This is a genomic window from Rhizobium sp. P1_B8 (assembly GCF_056406515.1).
In genome coordinates this window covers 21922-33117 of record NZ_JBFTZZ010000048.1, presented here as the reverse complement: position 1 = coordinate 33117, position 11196 = coordinate 21922, and the positions used below count along the sequence as shown (strand labels likewise).

Sequence of the window (11196 nt, the reverse complement as noted above, 5' to 3'; positions counted from 1 at the left end):
CACGGTAATTTCAACTCCCATCAGCGCCGCGATACTGCGCATCAGGCCTTGGGTTTGACGCAAAGGCAATTCGTAAACAACACGCACGGTCAGGCACATCGTAATCGCCAGGTCCGAGTATTTCGGCTGGCCGCCACGAGACGTCCGGCGCTGGGCCGACCATTGAGAAAGCGCCTCATCGCTCACCCAGACAGTCAAATCACCACGCTGGCGAAGGCTTTCATTATAAGCCGCCCAGTTCGTGACCTTAAACTTCTGCTTGGCTATCTTGTGCCTGCGGTCTTCACTGAACTTATGCGGCATCCAAATATCCTGGGACCAAAAACGGTCGCCTGGTATCAGATCCGCGCCGATCCACGCAACACGGCCGTGAAAGCCTTGCGATGGCCGCCGCGGACCTATCTGCCACGTTGTAATGTGTCATGCAATCTAGACATTCCGGACAATCTGTACTATTTATCGTCGCAGATGATAGGAGCAGGAACATGGTTACATCCGTCAGGAAATCGTCAGCAACCTCCCTGTCCGGCTTAAACCCGGCGGCCATTGCCGATGTCGTCGAGGTCCTCGCCCGTCATAATCCACGTCTTTCCAAGACGGCACTTGCCGCGACGGGGCGTGTCGTTGCCGCAGTCACCGCAGCGACCGCACGTCTAGCCGCCGACCAGCAACGCCGGATCGTTGCCGACGAACGCGAGCTGGCGCAAGCTGTCGCGGTCGCGGTCGCTGGTCTCGTCGCGGAAGCGGACGTTCGCCTCGCACCGCTTGCGGTTGGCAAGTCCGTCGAGGTCAGTCACGGCTCCGGCCTTCCAGCACCTATCGATCTCGATGAAGGAAGGCGCAGACTTGCAGCTTTTGCAGAGCCGACGCGTCTCGAAGACTGGGCCGGTCCTGTCGCGGGGCCGGCCGAGATCGAAAAGACATTTGGCACGAAACGGTCGACCCTGCACGACTGGCAGCGGCGTGGCGCGGTGATTGGCCTGCTGAAGGGTGAGCGCAAGCATGTCTTTCCATTGGCACAGTTCGTCGATGGACGCCCGGTAGAGGGCATGGCCCAAGTGACACGGATCATCCGCAATCCCCGTGTTGCATGGCAGTGGTTGATCCGGACAAAGCCCGATATCGGCGGCTCGCCGCTGGATCTCTTGAAAAGCAGCCGTCTGGACGAGGTCCTTGCTGCGGCCGAGCGTGATTTCGGCTGAAACCGTGCGACTCGATCCCACAACAGTTGCCGATCTCGCGCTAGCGTTTCGGCCGAATGCCTGGCTGCGCGTTTTGCCACGTAACCACATGGCGACGCCACTCGGCATGGGCTTTGGCAATAGCCGCTTTTCCAGCCCTCACAGGCGATTTCGCCTGGCCTACATCGCACAGGATCTGTCGACGGCGATTGCGGAAACAATCGTGCGCGACCGCTTCGAGGGGAGCGCCGACCGGGTGCTTGATGAAACAGAGTTCGAAGACTGGGCGATTGCCGAGGTTTCCGCGGTCGATCCCTTGACGGTCCTCGATCTGAGAACCACCGGCCTCCTGAAGCTCGGGGTCAGCACCGATGCTGCCCGTGCGAAAGCCCACAGCGATGGGCAGGCGCTGAGCGAGGCCGTCTACGGGGCCTTCGATGCCGATGGGTTATTATCGCATCGCGGTTGACAGGCGCGCATTGCCTTGCGGTCTACGACCGTGCGGTGACGCGCAAGCTTGCGACGACGCCGGCAATCGAGCTTCTCCGACACCCAGGTCTGGTCCCCGCGCTGAAGGAAATTGGTGTCTCGGTCCGGAGTGCCCGCTCTCCATGACAGCCATCCTCACTCTCTTCAGCCGGTGTTTCCACAATTTCTTGCTGGCGTATAGTTTCTTTTTCTTTTGTGCCGTGCCAATTCGAGAAAACGCGAGATCGCATCCCTTTCCGTGCCGAAGAGTTCTGTCATCTCCCTGCCTGCCTTACCGATCCGTCCCCATGTTCGCACGACCGCCGTCCCTCCGAACAGGGTTTGCTGGATCGAAAGCGAGTAATATCGGGCCATGTTCCGGCTTGCATCGATCAAGCTGGTAGTGGTGAATACCCATACCCAATGATCGTTGATGTTCACGCTATGGTCCAACGACAGTTCTGAATCGAAAAGCCACTTTCGATTCATTTTCGTGATGCATATCTGCATCTGTCAGACGCTGTGACTGACGTCGGAATATTTACGAGGGGCCAAGACATCGGAATGCCTCGACCCTCGCTGGGAGGAACTTAGCTGCCCTTGCGATCCGCAAGCTGCGGAACGAACATATCGCTCCACTTGCTTGGAACGGTCTTGATCAGGCCGGCGCGGTGCATGAAGTCGGCGAAATTCATCACTCCGTTTGGCGTCGTATCGAACTTCGCGTCCTTGTCCTCGATCATCTCCTGCGCATCCGCCGGCTCAACCTTGACCTTGGAGCTGCTGGAGAAAATTTCCGCCGCCTTCTTTTTGTCCTTGGCAATCAGGTCGTTGGCTTCATCGAGGGCATCGATGAAAGCCTGCGTCATCTTGGGGTTGGCATCGACGAACTTCTTCGGTGCGAAGGTGACGTCGAGCGTAATGTTGCCGAGATAATCCGTCGAGCTCAGCACCCGATGGACATTCGGCGACTTGGCTTCGATATACTGGAAGGGAGGCGACGTGAAGTGGGCGTTGATTTCGGTTTTCCTGCTCACCAGAGCGGCGAGCGCTTCGGGATGAGGAAGGCTTACGGTGAGAGGATCGAGTTTCGCATAGTTTTCTTCGCCGAACTCCTTTGCGACAATCATTTGCAGCACGACGGCGGCAAGCGACGTCTTGATGCCGGGAAGTGCGATCTTGTCGCTGCTTGTGAAGTCCTTGAGCGACTTGATTTCGCGAGCATCTCACCGTGCCTGGCGCATAGGTGCTCCGCCTATTTCCGCTCAAGTCGAACCAACAATTACGCTTCTCAAATCATAGGAACGATCATGACCACGAACACAACGTCCAATAACGGACTTTCACGGAATACACTCAACATCAAGCGCCCAGGGCTCAGCCGCGACGTTCCTCCCGGCCACGAAGATCTGATGTGGGTGGCGAATTCATCGACGCTGATCTACGGCAAACGCGACGCGGTCCTGGTCGACACCTTCCTCACCACCGAACAGACACAGACGTTGTCGGATTGGGTTGCCGCCAGCGGCAAGAACCTGACGGCCATCTACATTACGCACGGGCATGGCGATCACTTCTTCGGGCTAGCGCCGCTCCTCGATCGCTTTCCGAACGCCAGAGCCGTCGCGACGCCGGCCGTGGTGGAGGCCATGCACGAGCATTTGTCACCGGCCTCGGTCGAGAACTTCTGGCGCAGGCTCTTTCCGGGCCAGATCCCCGACCGGCTGTTTGCGGCCGAACCCTTGGAAAACAATGAGCTGGAGCTGGAAGGGCACAAGCTTGTGGCAGTGAACGCGGGGCGCACCGATACGGCGGTGTCGACAAGCCTGTATGTCCCGTCGGCGGGGCTGATTGTCGGCGGCGACGTCGTCTACAACGGCATTCACCTCTATCTCGGGGAAACCACGACCGAGAGCCGGCTCGAATGGATTTCCGCGCTGGACAAGCTCGAAGCCCTTGCCCCTCGGGCGGTGATCGCAGGGCACAAGGTCCCGGAAAATCCTGACGACCCGCGCATCATTGGCGAGACACGACAGTATATCCGCGACTTCAATCGCCTGAACGAGGTGACCACGACCGCGCGCGAACTCTACGACGCCATGCTGCAGCTCTATCCCAATCGGGTCAACGTCGGCTCGCTCTGGGGGGCCGCAAACGTCGCCAAGAGGCAGGCTTGAAGCCGAAGACCAGCCGGTCGTCGTCGCCGGTCCCTCTTTGCGATTCGAACACCTCCAACTGCTCCATTTCGAAAAGAGAATAGACAATGCAGAAAATGCTCTTTGCCGCTACCGTCGCATTAGCGACCGCTGTCGCGACCGTAGCCTCGGCAGCCGACAAGAACCCGCTGGACGCTCGCACCATCGGCACGATCCAATCCCGTTTCGGCGAGCTCATGGAGCTGGCGAACAAGCATGACATTAAGGGTCTGCACGCAATGTTCTGGCAATCGCCATCCGCTCTTCTGGTGGCGAAGAGCGCCGTTCCCTCCGAAGGCAATTGGGCAGGCTTCTGGGGAAACAACGCGATCGATCATAAACTGCACGACATAGCCGCCTCTGGCCCTGTCGTGCTGACACCCGATCTCTCCAAGCTCAAGGTGGTCGCGTTGACCCCGGATGTCGCGGAATCCTACGCGCCGATGGAAATCACCGTGTCCTATGCCGGGCAGGACGGAACCCCCAAGCCGTTCCTGATGATCATCACCTGGAAGAAGATCGCGAAGGATTGGAAGGTCGCGTCGGAAATCATACTGCCCGTGCCGCCGAGCCCGGCATCAAGGGACGGCAACCGAGGATAATAAGCCGTTGTGTTAAGTTCGATCACGGGACCAATGCCACGGCTATCTTCGTCGAATATCCTCCTCCGACGAGGATCGAGGGCGACCTCCAGCAACTACAGGAGTCACACATGGTACCGCGCTTTGGCAGATGATAACGGCTGACGTGGCCGGCCCGGACCGACGAGAGGCAGGTGAACCACTCGCTAGCACACCATGGTTCCTGTTTGCAGGCCTTTGGCGCCGGCCGACCTTGGCGTCTTCGACGGTGCCACGGACATCCTCCGATTCACCGATTTGGTCATTGATATCGCGCGTTTGGGATCGTGCAGCTATCTCATGATTGAGCGGCGCCCAAGCCACGAAAGAAGCATATGACGAGCAGGATGCCGCGCCCAACCAACTCGAGAGCTTAACTCTAGGGTGCCGACAAAGCCGGCGCCGGGATCATGTTATGTCTTTGTTGTATTTGTATCGAGGGAGCCACGCGACGTGTTCAGCACGATGCGAATCACTTCCCATGTACTGATTCGAAGCACTCAGGAGTCATGCGTATGGGCAGCTCTCACATTCCGGTTCCGGTGCGTCCGCTCCACGTCGAGATCGACGGGACGGCTCGATACCGGCAGGCATACTCGGTCGAGGATCTCGCAGCGCTCCTGCTAGGCAATGGCCGCATCGCCAAAGTGTTCAGACGAGTAGCACTTCCTCGGCATGGCGCTTGGAGCCTCGAGCATGACTCCGCCGTGTCTTGCCAGGCGCCGGCGGTCGACGGGCTTCCCGCCCGCGGGTTGATCGGTACGCCGGCATCAGGGCCTGGAACGCTCTTCGCGCCCTCGCCGGAGACGTCAAATGTCAAAAAGAGCGACAGCGCTCAGGACTGGGAACAAAGGCCTCTAGTCGAGGTTTAGGATTGCGGCCAGAGCCGCTTTTGTTAAGCCATGGGAGGCTACAGTGCCAAGCGAATTCACAGAATTAAATGGCCCGCCAAAGCCGTCATCGCAAACATCCACGCCATCTCCAAGAGCGCCTGCGCCCCCGCAGGCGGAGCCTTCACTCGCGGACTTGAAATCTAAGTTGGCCGATGATGTCACCGCGGCCAGAGTCACCATAAAGGAAGGCGCCGATACCGCCGTCGAAAAGGTCAACGAGGCTATTTCCGAGCAAACCTACTTCGCAGCCCGCCAGGTTGGCGGCATCGCGACGGCGCTTGAGATGGTCGGCGCGGAACTGGAGGCATCCGACCAGCCAGAGATCGGACGGTATGCCAGGCAGATCGGACGAAGCGTCCAGACCGCGGCCAAACGAATGGAAGGCAAGGACCTCGGCGAAATCGCGGTGATGGCCGAGGAATTCGGCCGCAAGCAACCGCTAGCATTTCTTGGAATTGCGGCACTTGCGGGCTTGAGTGCAAGCAGGTTTTTGACTGCCTCCGCCAAGCGATCGCCCACGGAAGCGATTGGCCAAACCGTTGCAGTTGGACGCTCGGGGTCTTCGGCGACGGGAGGAGAAATCAATGGTTAAGTCTGTCGATAGTACCCCTCTCTCAGAGCTCGTTGGCGGTCTCGTGGCCGATGTCACGGGGCTGCTTCGCAAGGAAATCGATCTCGCCAAGACCGAGGCGTCCGAAAAGTTCTCGCAGGTGCTTAGCGGTGTCGAAGTGCTTGTTTTCGGGCTTGTCCTGGCGATTGGCGCTGTCGGCGTCCTGTTGGGCGCCCTCGTTGGAGGGCTTGCGGCGTTCCTGGTGACCGAGGGTTTTACAGAGACAAGTGCCAGTGCCCTCGCGTCCCTAATCGTCGGCGTCGTGATCGCAGTCATCGCGTGGGCGTTGGTTTCCCGTGGTCTGGCCGCACTTCGTGGAAGCAACTTGAAATTGGATCGAACCGCGACCTCGCTTCGCCGTGATGCCAATGTTGTCAAGGAGAAGATCTGATGGAAACGACAGTTGGAAGAACATCTGCTGACCTTCAGCAGGAGATCGATCAAGATCGCCGGCGGATCGGAGATCGCATCGACGCCATTCAGGAGCGAATGTCGCCAGGCCAGTTGATCGATGAGGTCTTGGCCTATGCAAAGAGCAGTGGCGGGGGAGAGTATGTCAGCAACCTCGGCAAAGCCCTCAAGGAAAATCCCCTGCCTGTCGCCTTGATGGGGGTGAGCCTCGCCTGGCTAATGGCGAAGGGGAGCTCCTCTTCAGATGTGTCCACCAGTTTCCGGACCGCGACTGAGTATCCGCTGTACCCGGTGAACGGAACGGTCCGCCGTCTTGGCCCTCCCGAGATCGAAAACGGGATGCGGTACAGCCATTTCGCGGACAGCTCCGGCAAGAGGCTGAAAGCGCTGACCGATGAAACGGGACGCCGTGCTGGTCACTTCGTCGACGAAGCTGGCAAGACCTATCGAGGGTTTGTAGATGCCAGTGGCAGGCAGATCGATCAGATCAGCGACGAGGTGGGTGCGATGTTCGACGCGGCAACGGGCTGGGCAGCGGAGAGATGGGAGCAGGCAAAAGACGCCGCAAGTGCAGTTGCCGGCTCGGTGTCTGACCGATCTTCTTCGGCGGCGACAAGCCTCCAGGAACAAACCACCAAACTCAATCAGGCGATCCTTACCCAGTTTCGCGATCAGCCGCTGGTCGGCGGTGCATTAGCTTTTGCGGTGGGCGCGGCTATCGGCGCGGCGTTGCCACACACCGACACCGAAGACGAATTTCTCGGTGAGGCCGCCGATTTCACGAAAGAGCGGCTCACCGCCGAGGCATTGGATGTTGTCGACCAAAGCAAAGAGGTCGCCTCGGAGGTCTACGAAAAGGCCGCATCGGTCGCGTCAGATGCCCACGACGCGGTTAAGGATCGCCTGATCACGGAGGTCGATGCGTTCAAGGCGGGTGCTCAAGGCAATGATCGCACCCCATCGAATTGAGGAGTGCGAGGAGACAAGTTATGTGATTACAGACGAAACGCCGTCGCGGTCGCAGTGAAGGCATTTCTGCCGTCCACGATCGGCGTTGCCCTTGCCGTCGTTGTGATAAAGGCGACCTCGGCCCGCTGCATCTCGGAAGACCCGGATAACGAGGCGATAGGGGCTCCGGTTTGGCTCCGCGCGCCTACTTCTTCAGGCTTGTTTCAACCTTCGCGCGACTGTTGCCGACCTTCTTAACAGCCGCCTTCACCTTCGTCTTCGAGAGCCCTCCCCTTCCGCTTCGTATCGGACCTCGTAATACTGTCCTCCCGCGACACGGGATCCGTCTTGGGAGGGCCTCTGCTGGTGCCATCGGAAAGTTCCTCCTAATGGGATGCTCATCCTAAACGACTGATGAATCATGAGGTTCTGGCACCGGCTAACACTGCCGACAGGGCTTTGTCGCCGCCCACGACGGTCTTTCGGAGTTTCCGTACCCCATGTTGTTTCAAGGAGGATATGGCTATGGCAACATCTTATGACTATGCACCGCTGTTCCGCTCGAGCATCGGCTTCGATCGGGTCTTCAACCTGCTGGAAAACGCCCAGCGCGCCCGTTCGATCAGCGACTGGCCGCCCTATGACATCGTCAAGACCGGTGACACCTATCGGATCTCGATCGCGGTGGCAGGTTTCGCGCAGGACGATTTGGATATCACCTTCCAGTCCAATCTGCTGACTGTCACCGGCAAGAAGCAGGAGACATCCGCGGGGCTATCTGCATCGCGGCATTGCCGGCCGTCCGTTCGAACACCGGTTCCCGGAGGCACTGAAGCCGCGCCAGATCTCCATCCAGAGCGCTCCTGCTTTGACCTCTGCTGCTCCGACGCAGATCGAAGCGCAGAAGGCGGCTTGAGCTATATTGTCCGCAGTACATGGGCGCCGTGACGACGGCGCCCGTCAACATTCCGGGTTGGGAAGGAGAGAGCGATGAAACCCGATATGTTCAGACAGCCTGTTTCCATTCTTGTCGGTCTCGGCTTTCCGGCAGAGGTTCGCAGCGTGATGGACGCCTACCGACATCTCGTCGAATGGCCGGCGTCAATGCGAGACGCCGCACATTCGATCGCACTCAAGGCATGCAGTGCCGCGTTGCGCGGCGAAATCGAAGCGGAAACCGCGCGCGGCCTGTTTGCCGCCTTTGCCGGGAAGCATGATCTTCTCACGCCGGAACCCGATGTGATCGCCGCGTCTCGCCTTCGACGCGAGATTCGCCGTGCGATAAGGTAGACCGATGATGCACAACATGCTGCATCAGGCTGCCAGCAACGCGATGGCGATGGGGCCAGCCGTTCTGGTTCAGGGCATGCAGCTTCTCGCCCAATGGACGTGGTGAAAGCGCCGGCCCTTTCCGTCGATGACAAGCACGCGATCCTCGCGGCCTGGGCGTCGGACTTTTACGCTGTTGATTCGAAGCCGGCGAAGCGCCGGCTTCCTGGAACGCCGGAACCTGTTTCAATCGATGAGGTACAGTCTGCCCTCAAAGAACTCGATCGGCGCTGGTATCTGACAGACCGCACTCTCAAGCGGCCTATTTCACCACCTTGGTGAGCCGTTTGATCGCCTGTTCAAGCGAGCGCTGTCCGGCTTATGCGGTGGCCAAATGGAGCGCCGTCTCTTCGATTACTTTTATCATGGTGTGTCTTGTCGCGGCGGAGCTGTTGCCATTGAGCCCCTTAACACTGGTTGCGTCCGAACCTGGGGTAGCGCATGACAGGTCAAGCCTCAGCTCGACGTCAATCGTTACCATGTCCTACGCTGAGGCGAACCGGACCGGCGGCTCGGCCACCGTCCCAGTCCACGAACTACCGCCCGCCCTCGATCTTGCGGTGGCGCTGATTGATACCGCCCTTGCCGTAGGGGTAGTCGAAAGGCTGAGGCGCGCTCACCTCATTGAGCCTCGCCATGTCGTCGTCGGAGAGCTTGAGTTTCATGGCGCCGAGATTGTCGGCGAGCTGTTCCGGCGTGCGGGCGCCGAGGATGACTGAGGTGATCGCCGGCTGCGCCGCCGTCCAGGCGAGCGCTACCTGCGCCATGCTAACGCCATGCGCCTTGGCGATTTCCTCGACGACGCCGATGATCGCCCAGGTTCGCTCCAGCGCATTGCGCGGCGCATAGGATTCACCGCCGCGATTGGGGTTTTCACCGAGGCGGGTGGCGCCCGTCGGCATTTCGTCGCGCTTGTATTTGCCGGTCAGCCAGCCGCCGCCGAGCGGCGACCATGGCAGCAGGCCCATGCCGGCATCCTGGCAGGCTGCGACAATCTCGAGCTCGATGTCGCGCACCAGCAGGTTATATTGCGGCTGCAGCGTCACCGGACGGGTATAACCCCGCGCCTTGGCGATCTCCGAGGCCTTGGCGATGTGCCAGCCGACATAATTGGAAAAGCCGTAATAGCCGATCTTGCCGGAGGAAACCGCATCGTCGAGGAAGCGCAGCGTCTCTTCGATCGGCGTCAGCGCATCCCAGGCATGCATCTGGTAGAGGTCGATCTGCTCGAGGCCGAGACGGCGGAGCGAATCGTCGAGCGCCTGACCGAGATGCCGGCGCGACAAGCCGATATCGTTGGGTCCGTTGCCCATCGGAAAGCGCCCCTTGGTGGCAACGATCGCCTGGCGGGCCTCGGTCGGGCGCGCCTTCAGCCAGCGTCCGATGATCTCTTCAGACTTGCCGGCGCTGTAGACATCGGCGGTATCGATGAAATTGCCGCCCCAGGCGAAATAATCGTCGAGCAGCTTGTGCGAGGCGGCCTCATCGGCCTCCGCGCCGAAGGTCATGGTGCCGAGGCAATAGGCGGTGACGACGGTCCCGCTGGGACCGAGCTTGCGATAGTCCATATTCATCTCCACTTTGAACACAACCGCGGCATCAAGGGCGGCTGTCATTTCGATGTCGACGGCGGTGAAAGAAGGAGCAGCGAACTGCCTTCACACGTCCCAAACGGGGCACCAATCGCCGTTTACCAGTCGCATGCCCTTCTCGAGGCCTTCGATCCGTTTGATCTCGGCCGGCGTCAGCGTGATCTTGCGGGCTTCGAAATTCTGCATGATGCGGTCCCTCTTGCTGGAAGACGGGATCACGACATGCCCCTTGGCGATCAGGAAGGCCAGCGCGACCTGGTCGCTGGTGGCGCTGCGGGCCTTGCCGATCTCTTCAAGAACCGGGTCGCCGACGACGGCGCCGCGCGCGAGCGGTGAATAGGCCGTGACGGCTATGCCGAGCTTTTGGCAATAGTCGATGATCGGCCGGTTCTGCATATAGACGTGGCACTCCACCTGGTTGGTGGTGATCGTGCGGCTGCCGAGCAGGCGGATGCTTTCGTCGATCAGTGCCCTGGTAAAGTTCGAAACGCCGATCTGCCTGGCAAGGCCGGCATCGAAAACCTCGGCGAACTGGCCGAGATAGTCGGCGAGCGGATATTTATTGTGCGGCGACGGCCAGTGCAGGAGCAACAGGTCGACCTGGTCGACGCGGAGCTTTTCCAGGCTTTCCCTGACCGATGGCATAACGGCGCCGGGGCCGTAATTATCGGGCTTCACCTTCGTGGTGATGAAGATTTCGCTGCGCGCCACGCCGGCGTCCTTGATGCCGCGGGCGACATCCTGCTCGTTGCCATAGCCCTGGGCGGTGTCGATGTGGCGGCAGCCGGCTTCAAGCGCCCAGATGACGCCCTGATGGGCTTCATCGGCCGAGCGGTTCCATGTGCCATAACCCATCTGCGGGATGCCGGCGACCATTGGTTCTTTCGTCACGTTCTCTTCCTTGCATCTGCATAATTCCTTAAATCGGATTCGATTTAAGGATAAAAGT

At 59.7% G+C, this 11196-nt stretch carries 15 protein-coding genes and 2 pseudogenes; 11 read left to right on the top strand and 6 right to left on the bottom strand.

Annotated features, from left to right (window positions below):
• The coding region (locus tag AC1D2N_RS34330; RefSeq protein WP_477982870.1) for a transposase at window positions 1-303 on the bottom strand (303 nt) is incomplete at its 3' end.
• A gap of 182 nt (window positions 304-485) precedes the next feature.
• Between AC1D2N_RS34330 and AC1D2N_RS34325 the strand changes: the two genes are divergently transcribed.
• Both AC1D2N_RS34325 and AC1D2N_RS34320 read left to right on the top strand, forming a co-directional pair.
• The gene (locus tag AC1D2N_RS34325) at window positions 486-1202 is read left to right on the top strand and encodes an antitoxin Xre/MbcA/ParS-like domain-containing protein (RefSeq protein WP_018517762.1); all 717 of its coding nucleotides are present in this window, start codon (window positions 486-488) and stop codon (window positions 1200-1202) included.
• Window positions 1174-1650: an RES family NAD+ phosphorylase gene (locus tag AC1D2N_RS34320; protein WP_018517761.1), complete on the top strand. Its 477-nt coding sequence runs from the start codon at window positions 1174-1176 to the stop codon at window positions 1648-1650. Before AC1D2N_RS34325 ends, AC1D2N_RS34320 begins: the two co-directional genes overlap by 29 nt.
• A 164-nt stretch (window positions 1651-1814) precedes the next feature.
• On the opposite strand, the gene AC1D2N_RS34315 is transcribed toward AC1D2N_RS34320, so the two are convergent.
• Window positions 1815-2090, bottom strand: coding sequence for a WGR domain-containing protein (locus tag AC1D2N_RS34315; RefSeq protein ID WP_245275464.1), 276 nt, complete (start codon window positions 2088-2090; stop codon window positions 1815-1817).
• A 149-nt stretch (window positions 2091-2239) separates the two neighbouring features.
• The gene (locus AC1D2N_RS34310) at window positions 2240-2779 is read right to left on the bottom strand and encodes an ABC transporter substrate-binding protein (protein ID WP_104891207.1); all 540 of its coding nucleotides are present in this window, start codon (window positions 2777-2779) and stop codon (window positions 2240-2242) included.
• Between the two features lie 180 nt (window positions 2780-2959).
• Between AC1D2N_RS34310 and AC1D2N_RS34305 the strand changes: the two genes are divergently transcribed.
• The 6 genes from AC1D2N_RS34305 (at window position 2960) to AC1D2N_RS34280 (ending at window position 7347) form a co-directional block, all read left to right on the top strand.
• Complete coding sequence (locus tag AC1D2N_RS34305; protein WP_018517759.1) at window positions 2960-3826, top strand: MBL fold metallo-hydrolase; 867 nt, start codon at window positions 2960-2962, stop codon at window positions 3824-3826.
• Between the two features lie 86 nt (window positions 3827-3912).
• Complete coding sequence (locus AC1D2N_RS34300) at window positions 3913-4446, top strand: hypothetical protein (protein WP_018517758.1); 534 nt, start codon at window positions 3913-3915, stop codon at window positions 4444-4446.
• A 533-nt stretch (window positions 4447-4979) separates the two neighbouring features.
• Window positions 4980-5336 carry a hypothetical protein gene (locus AC1D2N_RS34295; RefSeq protein WP_026242466.1) on the top strand — a complete coding sequence of 119 codons (357 nt, stop codon included), beginning with the start codon at window positions 4980-4982 and terminating at the stop codon, window positions 5334-5336.
• A 43-nt stretch (window positions 5337-5379) separates the two neighbouring features.
• Window positions 5380-5949 (top strand): hypothetical protein, encoded by a 570-nt coding sequence (locus AC1D2N_RS34290; RefSeq protein WP_018517756.1) that lies wholly within the window; start codon window positions 5380-5382, stop codon window positions 5947-5949.
• Window positions 5942-6358, top strand: a complete 417-nt coding sequence (locus AC1D2N_RS34285; RefSeq protein WP_018517755.1) for a phage holin family protein — start codon at window positions 5942-5944, stop codon at window positions 6356-6358. The genes AC1D2N_RS34290 and AC1D2N_RS34285 overlap by 8 nt, the downstream gene beginning before the upstream one ends.
• Window positions 6358-7347 (top strand): DUF3618 domain-containing protein, encoded by a 990-nt coding sequence (locus tag AC1D2N_RS34280; protein ID WP_113543842.1) that lies wholly within the window; start codon window positions 6358-6360, stop codon window positions 7345-7347. The genes AC1D2N_RS34285 and AC1D2N_RS34280 overlap by 1 nt, the downstream gene beginning before the upstream one ends.
• 184 nt (window positions 7348-7531) lie before the next feature.
• On the opposite strand, the gene AC1D2N_RS34275 is transcribed toward AC1D2N_RS34280, so the two are convergent.
• Window positions 7532-7699 (bottom strand): DUF3606 domain-containing protein, encoded by a 168-nt coding sequence (locus AC1D2N_RS34275; protein ID WP_080646164.1) that lies wholly within the window; start codon window positions 7697-7699, stop codon window positions 7532-7534.
• A gap of 152 nt (window positions 7700-7851) precedes the next feature.
• Between AC1D2N_RS34275 and AC1D2N_RS34270 the strand changes: the two are divergent.
• From AC1D2N_RS34270 to AC1D2N_RS34260, 3 genes and pseudogenes are all read left to right on the top strand, one after another.
• Window positions 7852-8242: pseudogene (locus AC1D2N_RS34270) on the top strand (Hsp20 family protein).
• Window positions 8243-8316: 74 nt separating this feature from the next.
• On the top strand, window positions 8317-8616 hold the full coding sequence (locus AC1D2N_RS34265) for a DUF982 domain-containing protein (RefSeq protein ID WP_018517752.1): 300 nt from the start codon (window positions 8317-8319) through the stop codon (window positions 8614-8616).
• Window positions 8617-8620: 4 nt separating this feature from the next.
• Window positions 8621-8937, top strand: a pseudogene (locus AC1D2N_RS34260) (hypothetical protein).
• 254 nt (window positions 8938-9191) lie between these two features.
• On the opposite strand, the gene AC1D2N_RS34255 reads toward AC1D2N_RS34260, so the two are convergent.
• Window positions 9192-10223, bottom strand: coding sequence for an aldo/keto reductase (locus AC1D2N_RS34255; protein ID WP_104891208.1), 1032 nt, complete (start codon window positions 10221-10223; stop codon window positions 9192-9194).
• A gap of 90 nt (window positions 10224-10313) precedes the next feature.
• The gene (locus AC1D2N_RS34250; protein ID WP_026242449.1) at window positions 10314-11138 is read right to left on the bottom strand and encodes an aldo/keto reductase; all 825 of its coding nucleotides are present in this window, start codon (window positions 11136-11138) and stop codon (window positions 10314-10316) included.
• Between the last annotated feature and the right edge of the window lie 58 nt (window positions 11139-11196).